Source organism: Nocardia otitidiscaviarum NBRC 14405, assembly GCF_000308635.1.
GTDB lineage: Bacteria > Actinomycetota > Actinomycetes > Mycobacteriales > Mycobacteriaceae > Nocardia > Nocardia otitidiscaviarum.
Map to the genome: position 1 here is coordinate 1 of NZ_BAGD01000127.1, position 21,470 is coordinate 21,470.

General features: G+C 69.0%; 19 protein-coding genes. 4 read left to right on the forward strand and 15 right to left on the reverse strand.

Features of this window, described 5'->3' with window-relative positions:
* The 7 genes from ON31_RS28215 to clpB all read right to left on the reverse strand — a co-directional run.
* On the reverse strand, positions 1 to 319 hold a 319-nt coding region (locus tag ON31_RS28215; protein ID WP_039818000.1), incomplete at its 3' end, for a lysoplasmalogenase family protein.
* Positions 319 to 1,395, reverse strand: a complete 1,077-nt coding sequence (locus ON31_RS28220; protein WP_039817988.1) for a beta-ketoacyl-ACP synthase III — start codon at positions 1,393 to 1,395, stop codon at positions 319 to 321. The genes ON31_RS28220 and ON31_RS28215, both read right to left, overlap by 1 nt.
* A 68-nt stretch (positions 1,396 to 1,463) precedes the next feature.
* Positions 1,464 to 2,009: an orotate phosphoribosyltransferase gene (gene pyrE / locus ON31_RS28225; RefSeq protein ID WP_029929818.1), complete on the reverse strand. Its 546-nt coding sequence runs from the start codon at positions 2,007 to 2,009 to the stop codon at positions 1,464 to 1,466.
* An 8-nt stretch (positions 2,010 to 2,017) separates the two neighbouring features.
* A complete protein-coding gene (locus ON31_RS28230) occupies positions 2,018 to 2,830 on the reverse strand; it encodes an SDR family NAD(P)-dependent oxidoreductase (protein WP_029929821.1) in 813 nt (270 codons plus the stop codon).
* 296 nt (positions 2,831 to 3,126) lie between these two features.
* Positions 3,127 to 4,428: a TtfA family protein gene (locus ON31_RS28235; RefSeq protein WP_051037853.1), complete on the reverse strand. Its 1,302-nt coding sequence runs from the start codon at positions 4,426 to 4,428 to the stop codon at positions 3,127 to 3,129.
* Positions 4,429 to 4,487: 59 nt separating this feature from the next.
* The gene (locus ON31_RS28240; RefSeq protein ID WP_039817989.1) at positions 4,488 to 5,384 is read right to left on the reverse strand and encodes a DUF5666 domain-containing protein; all 897 of its coding nucleotides are present in this window, start codon (positions 5,382 to 5,384) and stop codon (positions 4,488 to 4,490) included.
* Positions 5,385 to 5,656: 272 nt separating this feature from the next.
* Positions 5,657 to 8,212 (reverse strand): ATP-dependent chaperone ClpB, encoded by a 2,556-nt coding sequence (clpB, locus tag ON31_RS28245; protein WP_039817991.1) that lies wholly within the window; start codon positions 8,210 to 8,212, stop codon positions 5,657 to 5,659.
* 242 nt (positions 8,213 to 8,454) lie between these two features.
* Here clpB and ON31_RS28250 point away from each other — a divergent pair, with 242 nt between their 5' ends.
* The 3 genes from ON31_RS28250 to ON31_RS28260 all read left to right on the forward strand — a co-directional run bounded on the left by ON31_RS28250 (position 8,455) and on the right by ON31_RS28260 (position 11,572).
* Complete coding sequence (locus ON31_RS28250) at positions 8,455 to 9,432, forward strand: NADP-dependent oxidoreductase (protein WP_051037862.1); 978 nt, start codon at positions 8,455 to 8,457, stop codon at positions 9,430 to 9,432.
* Between the two features lie 147 nt (positions 9,433 to 9,579).
* Positions 9,580 to 10,737, forward strand: a complete 1,158-nt coding sequence (locus tag ON31_RS28255) for an FAD-binding oxidoreductase (RefSeq protein WP_029930854.1) — start codon at positions 9,580 to 9,582, stop codon at positions 10,735 to 10,737.
* A 52-nt stretch (positions 10,738 to 10,789) separates the two neighbouring features.
* Entirely contained in the window at positions 10,790 to 11,572 is a 783-nt protein-coding gene (locus ON31_RS28260; RefSeq protein ID WP_081592788.1) for an FAD-binding oxidoreductase, read from the forward strand.
* 12 nt (positions 11,573 to 11,584) lie between these two features.
* On the opposite strand, the gene ON31_RS28265 is transcribed toward ON31_RS28260, so the two are convergent.
* From ON31_RS28265 to ON31_RS28300, 8 genes are all read right to left on the reverse strand, one after another.
* A complete protein-coding gene (locus ON31_RS28265) occupies positions 11,585 to 12,757 on the reverse strand; it encodes a globin domain-containing protein (protein ID WP_039817993.1) in 1,173 nt (390 codons plus the stop codon).
* A gap of 492 nt (positions 12,758 to 13,249) precedes the next feature.
* Positions 13,250 to 13,648 (reverse strand): heat shock protein transcriptional repressor HspR, encoded by a 399-nt coding sequence (locus ON31_RS28270; RefSeq protein ID WP_029930851.1) that lies wholly within the window; start codon positions 13,646 to 13,648, stop codon positions 13,250 to 13,252.
* Complete coding sequence (gene dnaJ / locus ON31_RS28275; RefSeq protein WP_039817994.1) at positions 13,648 to 14,829, reverse strand: molecular chaperone DnaJ; 1,182 nt, start codon at positions 14,827 to 14,829, stop codon at positions 13,648 to 13,650. The genes ON31_RS28270 and dnaJ overlap by 1 nt, the downstream gene beginning before the upstream one ends.
* 24 nt (positions 14,830 to 14,853) lie before the next feature.
* Entirely contained in the window at positions 14,854 to 15,498 is a 645-nt protein-coding gene (gene grpE, locus ON31_RS28280; RefSeq protein ID WP_081592789.1) for a nucleotide exchange factor GrpE, read from the reverse strand.
* On the reverse strand, positions 15,495 to 17,333 hold the full coding sequence (dnaK, locus tag ON31_RS28285; RefSeq protein WP_029930849.1) for a molecular chaperone DnaK: 1,839 nt from the start codon (positions 17,331 to 17,333) through the stop codon (positions 15,495 to 15,497). The genes grpE and dnaK overlap by 4 nt, the downstream gene beginning before the upstream one ends.
* A gap of 197 nt (positions 17,334 to 17,530) precedes the next feature.
* Positions 17,531 to 18,331: a DUF1707 SHOCT-like domain-containing protein gene (locus ON31_RS28290; RefSeq protein WP_039817995.1), complete on the reverse strand. Its 801-nt coding sequence runs from the start codon at positions 18,329 to 18,331 to the stop codon at positions 17,531 to 17,533.
* A 10-nt stretch (positions 18,332 to 18,341) separates the two neighbouring features.
* The gene (locus ON31_RS28295; protein ID WP_051037854.1) at positions 18,342 to 19,439 is read right to left on the reverse strand and encodes a DUF1707 SHOCT-like domain-containing protein; all 1,098 of its coding nucleotides are present in this window, start codon (positions 19,437 to 19,439) and stop codon (positions 18,342 to 18,344) included.
* 69 nt (positions 19,440 to 19,508) lie between these two features.
* Positions 19,509 to 20,153, reverse strand: coding sequence for an endonuclease (locus tag ON31_RS28300; protein ID WP_039817996.1), 645 nt, complete (start codon positions 20,151 to 20,153; stop codon positions 19,509 to 19,511).
* Positions 20,154 to 20,309: 156 nt separating this feature from the next.
* On the opposite strand from ON31_RS28300, the gene ON31_RS28305 reads away from it, so the two are divergent.
* Positions 20,310 to 21,470 (forward strand): zinc-binding dehydrogenase, encoded by a 1,161-nt coding sequence (locus ON31_RS28305; protein WP_039817998.1) that lies wholly within the window; start codon positions 20,310 to 20,312, stop codon positions 21,468 to 21,470.

A 21,470-nucleotide genomic window follows, 5' to 3' on the forward strand; every position in this document is an offset into this window, starting at 1 on the left:
CGCGCGGCCGGGCCCCGCGCCGCCGCCACAGCGTCGCGTACCCGGTCTGCATGAGCGCGAAAGACGAAGCGCCCGCGATCAATCGGCGATCGTCATCGGGGTCGATGAGCAACACGTCGCCGACCGTGGCCGCCGCCAGCGAACCCAGCAGCAGCTTCCGGTCGGTGGCGGCCAGCCTCGGATCGCGCGCCACCTCCGCCGCCAGCAGCGGCATCATCAGCGGCTTGGCCGCCCACTGCCACCGGTCCCGCCCGGTGACGGCACCGCACACCGTCACCGCCGCGGCGGCCAGGAATCCGGTGCGGAATACGCTCGCCATCACTCCGATTCGCCGACGGCGAAGCTGGGCTCGGCCGGAGCCGGAGGCAGCGTAACGACCTGGCCCGCGTAGGACAGCCCCGCGCCGAACCCGAGCAGCAGCGCCAGCTGACCGCCCTTGGCCTTGCCGGTCACCAGCATCTCCTCCATGGCCAGCGGAATCGACGCCGCCGAGGTGTTGCCGGTGTTCTCGATGTCATTGGCCATCGGAATGTCGTCGGCCAGACCGAGATTCTTCTTCATGAGCTCGTTGATGCGGGCATTGGCCTGGTGCGGCACGAAGACCTCGATGTCCTCCTTGGCCACCCCCGACACCTCGATGGCGTCGGCCAGCGCGCGCGGCAGTGTCACCGCCGCCCAGCGGAAGACCTTGGGGCCCTCCATGCGCAGCGACATGCGGCCGATCGGCTCGACCGCCGGATCGGTGCCCTGCATGGCCTGCGCCCTGTGCATGTACTCGAGGAAGTCGACGTCCTGCATGATGGCCGAGGCGTTCTCGCCGTCGCTGCCCCACACCGTGGGCGAGATGCCGTTCTCCTCGCTCGGGCCGACCACCACCGCGCCCGCGCCGTCACCGAAGATCATGGCGGTGCCGCGATCGGTCGGATCCAGGCCGACCGTCATCGTCTCCGCGCCGATCACCAGCACGTACTCCGCGGAACCCGCGCGGATCAGATCGGCGGCGACGCCGAGGGCATAGCCGAAACCGCCGCAGCCGGAGGTCAGGTCGAAGGCCGCGATGCCGTTCAGCCCCAGGTCGTAGGCGACCTGGGGCGCGCCGTGCGGGGTCAGTGTGAGCCAGCTGGAGGTGGCCAGCACCAGCGTGCCGATCTTGGACCGGTCGATGCCGCTGTTGACGATGGCGCGCTCACCCGCGGCGGCGGCCAGGGTGCGCAGCGTCTCGTCACCGCTGATCCACCGGCGGTTCTTGACACCGGTGCGCTCGAAGATCCACTCCGGAGTGGAGTCCAGGACCTCGCACACCTCGGCGTTGCTCACCAGTCGCTGTGGCCGGTAGGCACCGATGCCGAGCATGGCAACGTTCCGGTGGCCCTTATTCAGTGCGATGCTTGCCACAGGTGACTCACACGACCCTTCACCATCGAAAGACATGAACAGCGTTCAGGCTATCCCAGAGCAATGGTCTAGCCCAGTGCCAGATCCTTGAGACCGAGGATCGATCGGTACTCCAGCCCCTCGGCGGCGATCACCTCGTCCGCGCCGGTCTCCCGGTCCACCACGGTCGCCACGCCCACCACGATCGCACCCGCCTCGCGCAGTGCGCGCACGGCGGTCAGCGGCGAATTACCGGTGGTGGTGGTGTCCTCCACCACCAGCACGCGTTTGCCCACCACATCCGGGCCCTCGATCTGCCGCTGCATGCCGTGGGTCTTGGCGGCCTTGCGCACCACGAAGGCGTCGATCGGGCGGCCCGGGGCGTGCATGACGGCCGCGGCCACCGGGTCCGCGCCCATGGTCAGGCCGCCGACGGAATCGAAATCCCAGTCCGCGACCAGTTCGCGCAGCAGTTTGCCGATCAGTGGCGCGGCCTCGTGGTGCAGGGTGGCGCGGCGCAGATCCACGTAGTAGTCCGCTTCCTTGCCCGAGGACAGCGTGACCCGGCCGTGCACCACCGCGAGTTGGCGCACCAGGTCCGCGAGTCTGTCCCGATCGGTCGTCGTTACCTGCATGTCTGTGTTCATGTCCTTCCGCGTGCGTTGAACAGGCCCCGATTCAGCCGGGCCGCGAGGGACCGCGGCATGAGTCCGGCTACCGCGGTGACGGCTTTGTACTGCATACCGGGCACGCTGATCACCCGGTTCTTCTCCAGATCACTCAGCGAACCGGCCACCACCTCGTCCACGCTGAGCCACAGTGGCCGCGGCAGTCGACCCAGATCGATACCGGCTCGCTCGTGGAATTCGGTGCGGACGAGGCCGGGGCACAGTGCCTGCACCCGAACGCCGGTCCCGGCCAGCCCACCGGCCAGCCCTTCGGAAAAGGATACGACGTACGCCTTGGAGGCCGAGTAGGTCGAACCCCTACCCGGCACGAGTCCCGCCACACTGGCCACATTCACCACACAGCCCTTGGCCGCGGCCAGCATCGGCGGCAGCGCGGCCCGGGTCAATCGCATCACCGCGGTGACGTTCACATCCAACTGCCGTTGCAGCAGCTCCGGATCGACCTGCCAGAACTCCCGCGACAGCCCGAACCCGGCATTGTTGACCAGGAAGTCGACCCCCTCGGCGAGCCGCGCCGCCACCCGGTCGCGGCCCTCGGCGGTCGCCAGATCGGCGGGCAGCACCTGCGCCGCCGACCCGAATCGCAACTCCAGCTCACCGGCCAGCGCGGCGAGCCGCGCCTCGTCCCGCGCCACCAGCACCAGGTCGTACCCGAGCGAGGCCAGCCGCACGGCATACCCCCGCCCGATCCCCGAGGTCGGCCCCGTGACCACGGCCACGGGACGCAGGGCACCGGGCAGGCGCGCGGCGGGTGAACTCTCGGTCATCGACTACCTAACACTCGGCCGGATGAAGGCGACGGGCCCAGGGTAGAAACCATCGCCGCGGGCGAAAAGAGCACAACGTCCCCACCCGCGAACGCCTCCTGACGACAACGGCGTCGCCCCCGGCCACGACCGTTTCGAAGCACGCCCGAAGGCGGGGTGAGCAACCGTGCTCGACCCGCGCGGGTGCGGCGCAGACAGCGTACGCCGCGCCGGACGGCACGCTGTGGGGAAACGTCATTCGGCGCGTGGAAACAGCGCCGCCCGCGGAAACGGAACCGCCCGCGGGGCGGGCCGCGTCACCGGGGCGCGGGGCCCTGGTACGGGCGGAAGCCCGGGTGGAACGGGCCGCCCGGCGGCTCGTTCCGGTCGTCGCGGTAGTTGTCGCGCGGCTCCTCGTCGGCGTACTGCCCGCGCGCGTCGTCGGCACGCCAGTCGGGGTCGCGGTCGTCCTCGTGCCACTCGCGGTCCCGGGCGGGGTCGTCGCCGTGCCACTCGCCGTCCTGATCCGCATCGTCCGCGCGCCGCTCTCGCGCGTCGCGATCGTCCGCGCGCCAGTCCTCGTCCCACTCGGCGTCGGCGTCCGGATCGCGGCGGGGGGCGGGATCCTCGTCGTCCCACTCCGCCTCTTCCTCGGGAGCGGGGGGCCAGTTGCGGCGGACCCGGCCGCGCGGGTCCGGAACGACCTTGAGGGCGGGCCGCCAGCCCTCCGCCTCGGGTTCCGGTTCGCTTTCTCCGGCAATGTCTTTCACCAGCGGCGCGTAATCGTCGGCGGCCTCGTCCTCGGGGAAGGGCAGCGGATCGCCCGAGCGCGGGGGCAGGTGGCGGGTGGCCGGTGCGTGCGGGTCGGGATCGCCGTAATCGCCGTACTCGTCATGGCCGTCGTAGTCGTCGTCCTCGTCGTCGACGACCACCGTGCCGCCGCGCTGCGGTCGGCCGCCCTCGCGGGCCTCGGGCGCGGGCGCGCGACCGCCGCGATGCTCGGGGGCGTTCACCACCGGCGGCAGCACGTGCAGCAGACCGGACAGGCGCAGCACCGCGTCGATGGCCATCTCCCAGTCCCGGGAGCCCGCCCCGACCGGCAGCATGCCGAGGGTCCAGTTGCCCTCGCTCCACAGCATCTGCACGGTATCGGGCAGCGATTCGATGAAGGCCACCATGCGCTGGTCCACGGCGTGGCGCGCGATATCGGGATTGGTCGCGAAGACGACCCGGTCGCCGATGGCCCCGAGCAATTCGAGATCGTGATCCTTCGGCGGCGCGGCCGTTTTCAGCCGCAGGTCGATATCGATGTCGGAGCCGATCTGGCGGCGCACCGCGACCAGGGTGGCGGCGTCCTCCAGATCGAAGAGCACGAACTTCTCACCCTTGCGGTTGCCCGACACCACGTCGACCGCCGACAGGTACCCGAGTTTGGCCATGGCACCGCGCCGCCAGGTGTTGGCGAGCGCCGGTTCCACCGAAACATAGGTGTAGCCCTGGGATTTCGCCCAGACCTGCCGGATGTGACCGGTGCGCTGTCGCTGCTGCCGATCGAAGAACAGCAGCACGATCGCGCCCACCAGCGCGATCGCCGCCAACCCGAACCATATCGCCGTCATCGCCGCCTACCATATCCAGCTGGGTTCGAACCCGCCCAGCATGCCTGACACGTTGCCGTTCATCGGGTTCCGCCGGGCAGTGCCGTACTGATGATGATCTTCGCGGTGACCGAGCCGTCGGCCGCCTTGTCACCCTGCACCATCACCATCTCGCCGATCGGAAGGTCCCGCACCGCGACGCTGCCGAGCGAGATCACCTGGGTCCGATCGTCGGTGTGCACGGTGACGGTCGGGCCGGACAGGGTCGCGATGGTGAGGGTGGAGCCGTCGTTGCTGGCGATGGTGCCCATGGTCGCACCGAGCTCGTCGATCTCCCCCAACCCCGGGATCTGCGGCACGCCGCTGGGCAGCGGCTGCGCCGTCTCGCTCGGGAAGGTCGGAATCAGCACCTGCTGGGTGCGCGACGTGGTGGACGCGGTATTCGACGTATCCCGATCCGCCAACAGCGTGCCCACCACGACCCCGGCCAACGCGACCAGCGCCAGCGCGGCCAAGCCGAGCCCGATCCACAGCCCGGTCCTGCGCTGCGGCGGCTGCGGGCCGCCACCCGGATAACCCGACTGGTAGCCGCCCGGCGGCACCGGCCCGCCGGGACCGCCCGGCGCGGGTGTATACGGCGCGGGGCCGGAGCCGGGATAACCCCCGGCCTGATATCCCCCGCTCTGATATCCCCCACCCTGATATCCCGGAGCCTGGTGCCCGGACGCGGTGTAGGTCGCCGTCGGCGGATACGCGCTGGGCGCACCGCTCTCGTAACCACCCCACTGATCGTCGTGCGGTGGCAGCACCCGCGTGGCCTCCGGCCCCGGCTGCTGCGCGAAATAGTCGTACGCGGTGGTGGGGTCGGAATCCGAGGTGTGCCCGGTCGACCCGGCGGCGGGCGACACCTGCTCGGTCGGCCCGTCCACCGATCCCGACTCGGGTCGCCGCGACCACGGATCGCTCGGATTCGTCATGTACTCCAGCCTAGGCTGGATGGACGACCGGAGCCGAGAACTGCGCTGTGTCTAATTTGCCTCCGCTTCGCTCCGGCGGTTCGCGGCCCTGTTCACCCCGGTCTTCCCTCCCTCCGCTCCTCCGCTTCGCTCCCCCGCTCCGGTCAGTCCAGACCGGGGCGGGCCGCGAACGACCAGCTGACCTCCCGGGTGGTCAGCTGGAAGTCGCGAAGGGTCGGAGTGGGCGGGCTACCGCGAAGCCCCGGAGGCTGGGCCTCCGGGGCTTTCGGAAATCAGCGGCCGACGATGAGGGTGTCGCCGTCGGGGCTGACGCTGACCTTCACCGTGTCGCCGTCCTGCACCTCACCGGCCAGCAGTTCCTTGGCGAGGGTGTCGCCGATGGCCTGCTGGATGAGGCGGCGCAGGGGGCGGGCGCCGTAGGCGGGGTCGTAGCCGCGCACGGCCAGCCAGAAGCGGGCCGAATCGCTGACGTCCAGCTTCAGGCGGCGCTGCGCGAGGCGGCGCTGCAACTGGTCGAGCTGGATGTCCACGATGTGCTCGAGCTGTTCCTCGTCGAGCGGGTGGAACATGACCACGTCGTCGAGACGGTTGAGGAACTCCGGCTTGAAGGCCGAACGCACCGCCGCCATGACGAAGTCGCGCTCACCGCCCGCACCCAGATTCGAGGTGAGAATCAGGATGGTGTTGCGGAAGTCGACCGTGCGACCCTGGCTGTCGGTGAGCCGGCCCTCGTCGAGCACCTGCAGCAGGATGTCGAACACGTCCGGGTGCGCCTTCTCGATCTCGTCGAAGAGCACCACCGTGTACGGCCGCCGCCGCACCGCCTCGGTGAGCTGACCGCCCTGGTCGTAGCCGACATAGCCGGGGGGCGCGCCGACCAGCCGGGCCACCGAGTGCTTCTCGCTGTACTCGCTCATATCGATGCGCACCATGGCCCGCTCGTCGTCGAACAGGAAGTCCGCGAGGGCCTTCGCCAGCTCGGTCTTGCCGACGCCGGTCGGTCCGACGAACATGAACGAACCCGTCGGCCGGTTGGGGTCGGCCACTCCGGCCCGGGCCCGGCGCACCGCGTCGGACACCGCCTGCACGGCCTCGGTCTGCCCGACCACGCGCCGGCCCAACTCCTCCTCCATGCGGAGCAGCTTCTGGGTCTCGCCCTCGAGCATCTTGCCCACCGGAATCCCGGTCCACGACGACACCACCTCGGCGATATCGTCCGGCCCGACCTCCTCCTTGAGCATGACCTCGCCGTCGGCCGCGCCCTTGGCCTTCTGCTCGGCCTCGGCGAGCTGCTTCTCCAGCTGCGGGATGCGGCCGTAGCGCAGTTCGGCGGCGCGGGCGTAGTCGCTGTCGCGTTCGGCGCGGTCGGATTCGCCGCGCAGCGACTCCAACTCCTCCTTGATGACGCGCACCGAGTCGATGGCCTGCTTCTCGTTCTGCCAGCGGGTCATCAGCTGGTTGAGCTTCTCGCGCAGATCCGCCAGCTCCGAGCGCAGCTTCTCCAGCCGCTGCTTGGACGCCTCGTCGGTCTCCTTGGCGAGCGCGACCTCCTCGATCTCGAGGCGGCGCACCTGCCGTTCCACCTCGTCGATTTCCACGGGGCGGGAATCGATCTCCATGCGCAGCCGCGACGCCGACTCGTCCACCAGGTCGATGGCCTTGTCCGGCAGGAAGCGCGAGGTGATGTAGCGGTCCGACAGGGTGGCGGCGGCCACCAGCGCGGAGTCGGTGATGCGCACGCCGTGGTGCACCTCGTAGCGCTCCTTGAGCCCGCGCAGGATGCCGACGGTGTCCTCCACCGATGGCTCGCCGACCAGCACCTGCTGGAAGCGGCGCTCCAGGGCCGGATCCTTCTCGATGTGCTGGCGGTATTCGTCGAGCGTGGTCGCGCCGACGAGCCGCAGCTCACCGCGGGCCAGCATGGGCTTGATCATGTTCCCGGCGTCCATGGCGGATTCCCCGGTCGCGCCCGCACCGACGATGGTGTGCAGCTCGTCGATGAAGGTGATGATCTGTCCCGCACTGGATTTGATCTCCTCCAGCACGGCCTTGAGCCGCTCCTCGAATTCACCGCGGTATTTCGCGCCCGCGACCATCGCGCCCAGATCGAGCGAGATGAGCCGCTTGCCGCGCAGCGATTCCGGCACGTCCCCGGCGACGATGCGCTGGGCCAGGCCCTCCACGATGGCGGTCTTGCCGACGCCGGGCTCGCCGATGAGCACCGGGTTGTTCTTGGTGCGGCGGCTCAGCACCTGCACCACGCGCCGGATCTCGGTGTCGCGGCCGATCACCGGGTCGAGTTTGCCCTCGCGGGCGGCGGCGGTGAGGTCGGTGGAGTACTTCTCCAGCGCCTGGTAGCTGCCCTCCGGATCGGGATTGGTGACCCGGGTGTTGCCGCGCACCTGGGTGAACGCCTCGCGCAGCGCGTCGGCGGTGGCGCCGTACTTCAGCAGCAGCTGCGAGACGTCGGAGTCACCGGCGGCCAGGCCGACCATGAGGTGTTCGGTGGAGACGTACTCGTCTCCCATCTCGGTGGCCAGGCGCTGTGCGTCGGTGATGGCGGCGAGGGCTTCGCGGCCGAGCTGCGGTTGGGTGGTCGCGCCGGTGGCGCGCGGCAGCCGGTCGACGATGTCCTGGGCCTCGCGTCGAATCGTCGCGGAATCGACGGCGACGGCCTTGAGCAGCGGGGCGGCGATGCCGTCGGTCTGATCCAGCAACGCCACCAGCAAGTGCGCCGGACGGATCTCCGGGTTGCCCGCGGCGGATGCCGCCTGCAGTGCGGCGGTCAGGGCCGCCTGGGTCTTGGTGGTGGGATTGAACGAGTCCACGAGTCCCCTTTCCTACTAGTCGCTGCCTAATCCAACGCGACCGGAGTTGAGTCTGTTCCGCTCAAGTCTGACGAATTTTCGGGCGCCGACACCAGAGGCATAGGTCACACATCACGCTACGCGCCGACCCTGGAAACCGACTGCCCTGAATCTCCCCGAAGCGGTCCGTGTCCGTGCCTACGATGGCCGAGGTCGTTCGTCGACGCATCACCAGCTCGTCCATCGGACCGAATGGAGACCCCATGCGCGCGATCGTGGTACGAGAGTTCGGCGGCACTCCGGAGCCCGCGGATATGCCCGTTCCGGAGCCCGGCCCGGGACAGCTCCGGATTCGGCTGGATGCCGCCGGGGTGAACCCGTTCGACCGCAAGATCATCGACGGCGTGCTGGACGGCCGACTGCCGCACGACTTTCCGCTGATTCCCGGACTGGACGGCGCGGGCACCGTCTCGGCCCTCGGCGCAGGGGTGCCGGAATTCGCCGTCGGCGACCGCGTGGCGGGCAAATGGCTGGTGCCACCGGTCGGACACGGCACCTTCGCCGAATACATCGTCGTACCCCACGACGGCGTCATCGCGCGGCTCCCCGACGAGGTCACCGCGCTCGCGGCGGCCGCGCTGCCCACCGCCGGACTCACCGCCCTCGACCTCCTCGAGGGCGCGGCGGTCGGCGCGGGCCAGACCGTCCTCATCCCCGGCGCGGCCGGTGGCGTCGGCTCGTTCCTGGTGCAGTTGGCCGCCGCGGCGGGCGCACACGTCATCGCCACCGCCCGACCCGACGACGCCGACCGCATGATCCGGTTGGGCGCGACCGAGGTGATCGGCTACAGCCGCACGGTGCCCGTCTCCGAATCCCCCGAACCCGCGCTCGACCAGCCCACCATCGCCGAATCGGTCCGGATGACCCATCCGGACGGCATCGACGCGCTGCTCGACCTGGTCAGTCCGCCCGCGACGCTGCGCGAACTGGCCGCGCTGGTGCGTCCGGGCGGCGCGGTGTTCAGCACCATCGGATCGGTGGATACGGCGGATCTGCAAACCCGCGGCATCAAGGGCGGCAATATCAATTCCCAGGGCAGCGCCGCGGGTCTGGCCCGGCTGCTGGCGGCGGCCGCCGCGGGCGACCTCGTCGTTCCGGTCGACCACGCGGTGCCGCTGGCGGAGGCGGCGACGGTCATCGGAGGCTCCGGCGCACGGGGCAAAACGGTGCTGGTCATCTGATGTGAGGCGGGATTCACCGCGGATGTGTCCGGGCAGCCTTGGCCATATCCGTGCGACCTTGTGTTTTTCAGGGATACTTGACGCGGAGGACCGCTGGAAAACCCGGTGTGTCCGGGGTAACAGCTCAGGAAAGGAAAGTTCGCCGTCGTGGATGCGCGTACTGCAGCGCTGGTCCGCGCAAACTTTCGAACAGTCGTCGAGGCCCCGAGCGGGCCGGAACGACTGATCAGCGCGTTCTACGGCCACCTCTTCGCGGAGATTCCGGCTCTGCGTGAGCTGTTTCCCCCCGCCATGGATATGCAACCCAAGCGGCTGGTCACCGCCATTCAGTTCGTCCTGGACCATCTGGAGAACTGGGATCGCGCGCAGCGCTTCCTGGAACAGCTGGCCCGCGACCATCGCAAGTACGGAGTGGAGGCGGCGCACTACGACATCGCCGGGCGGGCGCTGCTCGCGGCCTTCCGCACCTACAACGGCGTGCACTGGAATCGCGGGCTCGAGGAGGGCTGGCGGGATATCACCATCCTGATCTCGGCGTCCATGGCCATCGGCGCGAACTCCGACAAGTCGCAGCCCTACTGGGAGGCGACGGTGGTCGGACACCGCCGAGTGGTGGACGATCTGGCGATCGTGCGGCTGCAATCGGATACGCCGATCCCGTACCTGGCCGGACAGTACGTGCCGGTCGCCATCCCGCAGCGGCCCAAGATGTGGCGCTACCTATCCCCGGCCATCCCGACCAACCCGTACGGCGAGATCGAATTCCACGTGCGCAAGGTGCGCACCGGCTGGGTCAGCCCCGCCATCGTGAACGAGACCCAGATCGGCGACCGCTGGATGATCGCGGCGCCGCTCGGCGGCCTGCACGTCGACCTGCAGAGCGGCAAGGACGTGCTCATGATCGGTTCCGGCACCGGTATCGCGCCGCTGCGTGCGCAGCTGATCGAAATGGGCAGGCGCGGTATCAATCCCCGCGTGCACCTGTTCATGGGCGGGCGCTACCCGTGCGATCTCTACGATGTGGAGAACATGTGGCAGCTCTCGCAATCCAATCCGTGGCTCACGGTGGTGCCGGTGTGCGAGAACGAATCCAATCCGTGGTGGCATCCGTATCCGCCCGCCGAGACCCCGTACGGCATGCACCGGCGGCTCATCGGCAATCTGGGCGCGGTGGTGGCGAGCTTCGGCGCGTGGTCCGACCGCCAGATCCAGATCGCGGGTTCGGCGCGCATGATCGCCGACACCAGGCGCGCCCTGCTGGCGGTCGGCACACCGGAGTGGGCCATCGCGTCGGATCCGGTGTGAGCGGGCGGTTCTCGGTTGTGATCTCGTTGATTTCCGTAGTGAGGAGTGTGCGGTGACCCTGGGCCCCGACGACACCGGCGCGCTGGCGCTCGATACCGAGGAGCGGGCGGCGACCGTGGTCGGCGCGCACCGGCTGCGCGCGGACTGGACCGTGATCCGGCTCATCGGCGAGTTCGTGCCGTTCGCACCCGGGCAGTCGGTCGCCGTGCGGGTTCCGCAGCACCCCAATATGATCCGCCGCCTCTATCCCGCGCTGCCGCCGTCGCTGGACGGCAAGCTGGAGTTCCACGTGCGCACGGTGCCGGGCGGCTGGTGCAGCGGATCGATCGTGTCGGACACCCGCACCGGTGACGAGTGGCGGATCAGCGCTCCCGAGGGCTGGCTGGCGGTGGATCCGGAGGCCACCGACGTGGTGATGGTCGCCGAGGGCCCCGGGTTGGCCCCCATGCGGTCGCTCATCCTGGATCTCGCCCGGCGGCCCGAGCCGCCGCGCACCCACCTGTTCGTCGGCGCGCGCAGTCCGCGCGATCTCTACGCCTCGGACATGCTGTATCTGCTCACCGGCGAATTGCCGTGGCTGACGGTACTTCCCGTGGTTCAGACCGATGAGGACCCGGACTGGGTCGACGAATGGCACGAGGCGTGCCGGGTGGATATCGGCTTCCAGCCCGAGGAGATGCTCTCGGGCAGTCTGGCGGAGGTGGTGGGCCGCTTCGGGCCACTGGATCGGCAACAGATCCTGGTGTGCGGCAACGCCGCTCCGGTCCAGCAGGTGGTGGAGACACTGCTCGCCACCGGCGCACCGGCCGAACACATTCGCTACGAAGGATTCTGACGGCGCGGCGGGTTAGAACAGCGGATCGTGCCGGATATTGGCGGTGGGGGTGCCCGCCGCCATGAGGCGGAACTTGGTGGTCTGCACCATGGCGGGCGAACCCACGATCTGGACGTCGCGATCCGCCCATGATCCGTACCCGGCGACGATCTTGCCGATCTGACCGACGCGCCGCGGCTGGAGGCCGGGGTACTCCGGTTCCGCCTCCTCGGCGTCACCGAACACCCACCACGGGTTCTCCTCGCTCTCGGTGACCGGAATGACATTGAGCCACTTGTTCTCCCGGGCCAGCTGGCCGAGCGTCTCCAGATCGTAGAGGTCGCAGGGGTAGTGCCCGCCCACGAACAGATCGACCTTGGGGTTGGATCTTCGCTGCGTCATGGCCATGAGTTGCGCGCGCAACGGGGCGATGCCGGTGCCACAGCCGACCATGAGCATCTTGCGCCGGGTGTTGCGCGGCACCCCGAGACCGCCGAGCGGCGAGCCGATGAGCCACTGCTCCCCGACCTTGGTGTGCCCGACCATGGCCGGGCTCACCCACCCGCCGGTGACGCCGCGGATGTGGAATTCGATCTCGCCCTGCGGGTTCGCGGGAATGGCGGGAGACAGGTACCGCCACATGCGCGGCCGCGACGGGATCTGCACGCTCATGTACTGACCGGCCGCGTACTGCATGGGCTGGTCCAGCCGCAGCCGCACGATGGCGAGATTGCGCAGTACCTCACGGTGTTCGATGACGGTACCGGTCCACACCGGCGGGGTGCTCTCCTGTTCGGCCGCGCCGATCATGGTGTCGGCGATGACGCCGAGCCCGGTGTCCCAGGCCCGTTCCACCTCGTCGGTCCACAGCTCGGTGCCCGCGTACGCCTGCATGGCGGCCTTCAGCGAACCGGCCACGGCCGCATAGTGTTCGGCGACCACGCCGTACTTGCGGTGGTCGCGCCCGAGCTGGGCGAGGAAGGGCAGCAGCTTGTCGGGTTCCTCGAGGCGGTCGACGGCGTAGGCGATCGCCTTGACCAGGCGATCGCGCTGGGCATCGAGGGCGGCCGGGAAGAAATCACGAACTTGCGGATGCTCTGTGAAGAGAATGGCGTAGAACGAGCGGGCGAGTTTCTCGGGGCCACCTTCTTCCGCAGCAACCGCCTTGAACGTCGTTCTAATCAATGCGACGGTCCGCGAATCCATATGTGTCACAACCCCATTTCGCACTCGAAACGCAGGCCGCACGGCCGAGTGCTGGTGCTGCGGAACACTCGACAGCAGCCGATGCCTAGCAAGTGTAGGCGAGGGTTGCCAGCAACGGAACGGCTCGTTTCAACAACACGCCCAAATTTCCGCTGAAACAAGTAATAACCACCCAAATGCCCTAGAAAACAGACCGCTCACCTGCGACACGCCGGACGTGCCAGACTGAGTCTCACCGATTTTGCGGGAATCGTTTTGCAAGGCTCGGCAATGGAGCGATCAGCCCGCAACCACATTGGCAACGCAATTACCCTGCGGCATACCGACATAACTCACGAATCACCACAATAAACAACCGGCCGGTTTGAATTGTTTTCGACCGTGATCCGGAACCGTTCACACCACCGCCCACCGGAATCCGTCAGCACACCACCCGCAACGAAAAGCAGCGCCCCGGAAATCCGGGGCGCTGCTCGATTCGTGGATCGCGGGTTACCGCTGCCGTCGATTCCGCGGCTGCCACACCACCAGGGCCGTACTGCGCTGCGGCGGCGTGAGCTGATCGGGCCGGTACCCGGACCGCAGCCGCTCCACCTCCGCCGTCAGCTCGGACACCCGCTGCTGCAACTCCTCGACCTGATTGGTGAGTTCGATGATCCGTTTGATACCGGCGAGATTGACGCCCTCGTCCTGAGACAGCCGCTGCACCTCGCGCAGCAGCTGTACGTCCCGATCGGAGTAGCGTCGCCCGCCGCCCGAAGTGCGTTGCGGCGAAACCAGACCAAGCCGGTCATAGGTCCGCAGCGTCTGGGCGTGCATGCCCGCCAGCTGTGCCGCCACCGAGATCAGGAAGTACTGGGTCTCGGAGCTCTTCTTCGGATCGGAATTCATCACGCACCTGCCCATCCAGCACGCGGGTCGAAACCGCTGGTCTTCTCCGCCTCCGCATAGCGCCGCAGCGCCTCGGTGGCATTGTCGTCCAGCTTCTGCGGGATCGCGACCTTCACCGTGACCAGCAGATCACCCGCACCGCCGCCGCGCTTGGGAACGCCGCGCCCGCGCACCCGCAGGGTACGCCCGTCGGCGGTGCCCGGCGGCACCTTCACGCCCACCCGGCCGTCCAGCGTCGGCACCGAAACGGTTGTCCCGAGCACCAATTCGCTGTAGCTGACCGGGAGCACCAGGGTCAGGTCGTCGCCATTGCGGCCGAAGACCTTGTCCCCGCTGACGTGCACGGTGACATACAGGTCACCCGGGGGCGCGCCCCGCAGACCCGCTTCACCCTGGCCCGCCAAGCGAATTCGCTGACCGTCGCGCACACCCGGGGGAATGCGCACGGTGATGGTGCGGGTGCGGTTCTGAATACCGGTGCCCCGGCAGTCGACGCACGGGTCGTCGATGATCGACCCGGTGCCCCGGCAGTCGTCACACGGTTCGCTGAATCCGAACGCACCCTGGTTGCGGCTGATGACGCCGGTTCCATTGCAGTGCGGGCAGACTCGCGGACTGGTGCCCGGTTTGGCACCGCTGCCGTGACATGTCGTACACGGCGAGGGGCTGGTCATACGTAGGGGAACCGTGACGCCCTGCGCCGCCTCGCGGAAACCGAGGGTCGTCTCGGTCTCCACATCGCTGCCGCGCCGCGGCCGCGAGGAGGCGCGGGCGCCGCCGCCTCGGTTGAACAGCCCACCCAGGATGTCGCCCAGGCCGCCGTCGGGTCCGGTCCCGGCGGTCGCCCCGCCGAAGATGTCGCCCAGATTGAACTCGGCGCCGCTGAATCCGCCGGTGCCGCCGTAACCGCCGCTCGGTGCGAAACCGCCGCGACCGAAACCGCCGCTGGCGAACAGCCGCCGCGCCTCGTCGTACTCTTTGCGCTTCTCCGGATCCGACAACACCGAATGCGCTTCGCTGACGGCCTTGAACCGCTCCTCGGCCTTGACGTCCCCCGGATTCTTGTCCGGGTGCAGATCACGGGCCAGCTTGCGATAGGCCTTCTTGACCTCGTCCTGGGTGGCGCTGGAGGAAATACCCAGCTCTTTGTAGAAGTCCTTCTCGAGCCACTCCCGGTTCACCGGGCATCTCCTCCTTCCCGCTTCTTACCCGTTGTTACTGGCATCCGCGCCAGCGTTCGTCGGATCCGACTGCGCCCCAGCGCCGTTCGTCGGACCATCGGTCACGCCGACCAGCGCGTGCCGCAGCACCCGCTCGCCGAACCGGTATCCCTTGCGCATGACCATGCCGATCACCGGCTCACTGCCGGAACCCTCGTGCTGCACGGCCTCGTGCAGGGTCGGGTCGAAAGGCTCACCCTCCGCACCGAATTCCTCGAGGCCCTGCTTCTGCAGGGCGGTGGCCAGTTTGTCGGCGACGCTCTTGAGCGGTCCGGCCTCCAGGTCACCGTGGGCGCGGGCCCGATCGAGATCGTCGAGCACGCCGAGCAGTTCGCCGACCACCGCCGCCTTGGCGGAGTCGATGGCGGCCTTGCGGTCGCGTTCGACCCGACGCCGGTAATTGGCGTACTCGGCGGTCAGCCGCTGTAGATCGGCGGTGCGCTCGGCCAATTCGGCGGTGATGGTGTCGGCGAGCGCGTCGGCGCTCCCCGCGGTCGCGCCGTCGGGCCGCTCGGACGAGGCCGACGTGGGATTCTGCGCCGCGGCGGATTCCTCCGCCGCGGCTTCCGAAACCTCACCCGCGGCCGGATCGTCGACGATCGGCTCTTGCTTCGGGTTCTGGTTCGTCACTTCTTCTCAGGCTCCTCGACGACCTCGGCGTCAACGACGGTGTCATCGGAATCGGGCGCGCCCTGGCCGTTTCCGGACTGAGCGGCGTCCGCGGCCGAAGCCTCGTAGATGGCCTGGCCCAACGCCTGCGACTCGGTCGCCAGCTTCTCCACCGCGGTCTTGACGGCCGCGATGTCGGTGCCCTTCAGCGCCTCGTTGGCCTCGGCGATGGCCGCCTCGACCTTGGACTTGACGTCCGCCGGGACCTTGTCCTCGTTCTCCTTGATGAACTTCTCGGTCTGGTGGACGAGCGACTCGGCCTGGTTGCGGGTCTCCGCCTCCTCGCGCCGCGCCTTGTCCTCGGCGGCGTGCGCCTCGGCGTCCTTGACCATCCGGTCGATCTCCTCCTTGGACAGGCCGGAGCCGTCCTGGATCTTGATCGTGTTCTCCTTGCCGGTGCCCTTGTCCTTGGCGGTCACGTGGACGATGCCGTTGGCGTCGATGTCGAAGGTGACCTCGATCTGCGGCACGCCGCGCGGGGCCGGCGGGATACCGGTCAGCTCGAACGAACCGAGCAGCTTGTTGTGCGAGGCGATCTCGCGCTCACCCTGGAACACCTGGATCTGCACCGACGGCTGGTTGTCGTCCGCCGTGGTGAAGGTCTCCGACCGCTTGGTCGGGATGGTGGTGTTGCGCTCGATGAGCTTGGTCATCACGCCGCCCTTGGTCTCGATGCCCAGCGACAGCGGGGTCACGTCGAGCAGCAGGACGTCCTTGACCTCACCCTTGAGCACACCGGCCTGCAGGGCGGCGCCGATGGCGACGACCTCGTCCGGGTTCACGCCCTTGTTCGGCTCCTTGCCGCCGGTCAGCTCCTTGACCAGCTCGGAGACGGCGGGCATGCGGGTGGAACCGCCGACCAGCACCACGTGGTCGATATCGCCCACGGAGATGCCGGCGTCCTTGATCACGGACTGGAACGGCTTGCGGGTGCGGTCCAGCAGATCCGAGGTGATCTTCTGGAACTCCGACCGTGTCAGCTGCTCGTCGAGGAACAGCGGGTTCTTGTCCGCGTCCACGGTGATGTAGGGCAGGTTGATCGAGGTCGACTGGCTCGACGACAGTTCGATCTTGGCCTTCTCGGCGGCCTCGCGCAGCCGCTGCATGGCCATCTTGTCCTTGGTCAGGTCGATGCCCGAGGTGCCCTTGAACTTGTCGACCAGCCACTGCACGATGCGCTCGTCCCAATCGTCACCACCGAGGTGGTTGTCACCGGAGGTCGCGCGGACCTCGACGACGCCCTCGCCGATTTCCAGCAGCGAGACGTCGAAGGTGCCGCCACCGAGGTCGAAGACCAGGATGGTCTGTTCCTTGTCGCCCTTGTCCAGGCCGTACGCCAGCGCCGCGGCGGTGGGCTCGTTGACGATGCGGAGCACGTTCAGGCCCGCGATCTGGCCCGCCTCCTTGGTGGCCTGACGCTGCGCGTCCTCGAAGTAGGCGGGGACGGTGATGACCGCGTCGGTGATCTCCTCACCGAGGTAGGACTCGGCGTCGCGCTTCAGCTTCATCAGCGTGCGCGCGGAGATCTCCTGCGGGGTGTACTTCTTGGCGTCGATCTCGACGGTCCAGTCCTCGCCCATGTGGCGCTTGACCGACCGGATGGTGCGATCGACGTTGGTGACCGCCTGGTTCTTGGCGGGCTGACCCACGAGCACCTCGCCGTTCTTCGCGAACGCGACGATCGACGGAGTGGTGCGCGAGCCTTCCGAGTTGGCGACGACGACCGGCTCACCGCCTTCGAGAACAGCGATGACCGAGTTCGTGGTCCCGAGGTCGATACCGACCGCACGAGCCATGGTGAATCCTCCTAGTTGACGTACCTGCCTGGCGCGGGAGCATGGGCTCCCAGCAACACTGAGCGTGGTCGGCTCAATCCTGCCCCCGTATCGCTCGGGGCGCAACTTGAACTTGAGTCACTCTCGCTCAACCTTGTCGAACAGGACCAACCTGGGCCCCAGGTCATCTATTCCCGGGGCGCGGAGAAATTTTTCGATCAGTCCTCGGCCGGGTGGACCGCGAGCACCTCACCCGCGAGGGTCAGCTCCAGGTATCCGCCGCGGCTGCCGTCCTTCGCGTAGACGAAGACGACGGGCGGGTTGACCTTCGCCCCCGGATCGGCGGGGTTCGCGCCCGGCGGGCGGCGAATGACGATGTGGCTGATGGCGCCGCCGGGGACCCGCAGCGTCTCCGGGGCACCGGCCATGACTGCCGCGAAGCCGCGCACGTCCAGGTCGGCCAGATCGAAGGCCGCGGCATCGTCGTCGCGGGCGGTGTCGGTGGAGCTGAAACCCTGCTCGTCGTAGCGGAGGCGTACGGTTCGGTCCGCATCGACGGCGCGCTCCACCAGGGCGTACTGCGGATACAGGCTCATCTCGTCGGCCGTCAGATCGCCGTATCGGTCCCGGTAGGTCGCGAGAAAACTCGCCAGGCCCACACCGGTGGTCGGCTCGAGCAGCGGCGGGTCGGGTGCGGTGGTGCGGGACGCGCAACCGCCCATGGCGCCGAGCAGCCCCGCGACCACGACCGTGGCCGCCGCCGCCTGCCACCGGCGTGCCGGTTTCCGGCGCTGCACGCGCACCACCGGGGCGTCGGCGAGGTTGCGCGGGATCTGCAGGTCGCCGATGAGGGTGTCGAGATCGCCGAAGGTGCGCGCCCGCATGGCCGCCGCCGAACGCTGGGCGTATTCGGCATCGGTGAGCTCGCCCTCGGCGTGCGCGGCGTCGAGCAGGGCGCAGGCTTCCACGCGATCGGAGTCGCGGACGCGCAGGCCGCTGTGACGTCGGGTGTCGGACATGACTGTCGGCCTATCCGGTGAAGGGGAAGGCGCGCAACACCACTCCCGTGGGATCCAGTATCAGATACCCGCTCTCGCCGAACGCATTGCGCACATACACCCGGACGAGCGCGACGGGCGCGGTCCGCGACCCTCCCGGCGCGGTGTCCACCTTCAGGTCGATATGGCTGATGGTGCCGCCGTCGACGTTCAGGAGGGCGGGTGCTTCGGCGAGCGTCCGGTCGAGGGCGGTGAGATCCACGGCGGCCAGATCGAATTGCGGCGTATCGGGCTTACGGGTGGCCACCGGACGGCTCTGCTCGAAACCGCCGCGATAGCCGTAGTGCACCACACGATTCGGCTCCCCGGGCAGGGCGCGCGCGATGCTCGCGTGCTCGTCGAACAGGCTCACCTCGTCGAGCAGGGTATCGCCGAACTTGGCGCGGTAGGTGTCGCGAAAGTGGGCGATACCCGCCACCGTCAGCAGATTCGGGGTGGGGATCACCTTCGGCTCGATGACGCCGAGGTCCACCGACGGCGGCCCCGCCGGTGCGGCGGCGGGCCGGTCGACCACGGTGTACATGCCCACGGCGGCGGCCAGCGCGAGCGCGGCCACGCCCGCCGGGAACCAGTAGCGGCGGTGCGGCAGCGGCGGGCGTGGCGGACCGGGAGCGTCGGCGGGGCGTTGCAGGTCGGCCGTGAGCTCCGCGAGTTCTCCGAGAGTTGTTGCCGCACCGGCCAGTTCGGTCAGGGCATGGTGGTCGTCCACGGACAGCTGGCCGTCGGCGAGCGCCGCGTCCAGGACCGCGCAGGTGGCGGCGCGGTCGGCGTGGCGCGCCCGCACGCGCGGCGGATAGCCGCCCTTGCGCGCCCTGGTCCACGCCGGATTCGGCTGCGGGAGTGACAGGTCCGTGGCCCCCGGCGACGGTTGCAGATCCCCGACCAGCCGGTGCAGCTCGCCCAGCGTCTCGGCCCCACCCGCCCGCTCCGAACGCTCGTGGTACTCGTCGGCCCCGAGCTGGCCCTCCTCATAGGCGGCATCCAGCCGGGCACGCGTGGTGACCCGGTCGATATCCCGGGCCCGAACCCGCCCGGTTCCGGCCGCCGAACCGGGCGATCTCGAACTCACCCCCGGATGGTAAGCGCAGAACGCCCGTTTTGTACCACCTACCACCGTCGATAGGTGCCGAATAGGGCACTATCGCGACGTGCTCAGGATCTCGTGGGCGAGGTCGCGGTCGAGGGTCACACGGACCAGGGCCGCCGCCAGGTCGGCGTCGTGGCCGCGTGGGCTGAGGCGGTCCAGGGCGGCGGGGTCGGTCGGGAGGCCGAGGCGGGTCGCGCCCCGGCGGGCGCGCTCGTCGAAGTAGGGGCGGACCCAGGTCCAGGTGTCCTGCACCTCGCGGAGGAAGATCTCCGCGCCGACCGGGCCGATGCCCTGGAACCGCTGTAGGAGGCTCGCCAGCCGCGCCGGATCGCGCCCGGATTCCTCGGCGAGTCGGCGCAGGTCACCGTGGTAACGGTCGAGGAGCAGCGCGGCGTTCGCGCCGAGCCGGGTGGCCGTGGATTCGTCGTAGCGGCGGTAGTGGCCGCGGCCGAGCGCGTCGACCAGTTCCTGCCAGTCGGCGTCGGCCACCCGCCGCGGGGTGGTGTATCCGCTGCCGACCAGTTCGCGGGCGGCGGCGATGGCGATATCGGCGGAGATGCGGGCACTGAGCAGCTGAGCCAGCATCAACAGCTGGAACAGCGGCGCGGGTTTGTCGGCCAGCCGGATCCCGGCCTCGGCCGCATAGCTCGTCCCCGCGCGATCCAACAGCGCCCGCACGATGTCCTGTCGCCCCATGACCCACCTGCCTTTCGACACCGAGCGAATACCCGCCGCACCGTCACCCACACCCGGTTGCCGACAGGTCGCCTCGGGCGCGAGATGGATTCGCGGTCGGCCGCGACCGCTAGATTGGGTGACGAGCGTCACGTGCGAGTCGACAGGAGTGCCGGTATGCGAGCGGCCGTGGTCACCAAGGGCGAGTTTCGGGTGGAGGAGCTGCCGACACCGGTTCCCGGTCGCGGGCAGGTGCTGATCGACGTGGTGCGGTGCGGCATCTGCGGATCGGATCTGCATGCCCGCGTGCACTGCGACGAACTGGCGGAGCTGGCGGCCGCCACCGGATACGGGCACTTCATGCGCTCGGCGCAGAGTGTGGTGCTCGGGCACGAATTCTCCGGCACGGTCGTCGATTACGGCCCCGGCTGCCGAAAGCGTTGGCGGCCCGGCACTCCCGTGGTGGCGCTGCCTATTCAACGGCAGGGACGGCAACCGCACCTGACCGGCCTGTCGGTCGCCGCGCCTGGTGGCTACGCCGAGCAGGTGGTGGTGCAGGAGTCCATGACCTTCCCGGTGCCGAACGGCCTGTCCGCCGAACTCGCGGCGCTCACCGAACCCATGGCGGTGGCCTGGCATGCGGTGCGCAAGAGCCGGATCGGCAGGAGGCGAACGGCTTTCGTCATCGGCTGCGGACCGATCGGGCTGGCGGTCGTCAGCATGTTGAAGGCCGCCGGGGTGCGCACGGTGGTGGCCAGCGATCTCTCACCGCGCCGCCGGGACCTGGCGCGGCGCTGCGGGGCCGATGTGGTGGTGGACCCCGCCGTCGCATCGCCCTGGGACGCCACGCCCCGCACCTCGCGCATCAGCGGCGCCACCGACATCCTCAACCTCGGCTTCGACGCCATGGAACGGCTGCGGCGCATTCCGAAGCTGCCCTGGTGGTATCTGTTCCGCGCCGCCCACACCTTCGATCAGGGGCCCAACACGCCGGTCATCTTCGAATGCGTCGGCGTTCCGGGGATTCTCGATCAGATCCTCACCGCCGCGCCGCCCATGTCCCGCGTGGTGGTGGTCGGCGTCTGCATGCAGCCCGATGTGATCCACCCGGCGACCGCCATCAACAAGGAGATCGAACTGCGCTTCGTGCTCGGCTACGACCCCGGCGAATTCCGCGACACCCTGCACATGATCGCCGACGGCACGGTGGACCCGAGCCCGCTCGTCACCGGCACCGTCGGCCTGGACGGCATCGACGCCGCCTTCGGCGCCCTCGCCTCCCCCGACCACCACGCCAAGATCCTCATCGACCCCCGCAGCACCGCCACCGCACCCTGA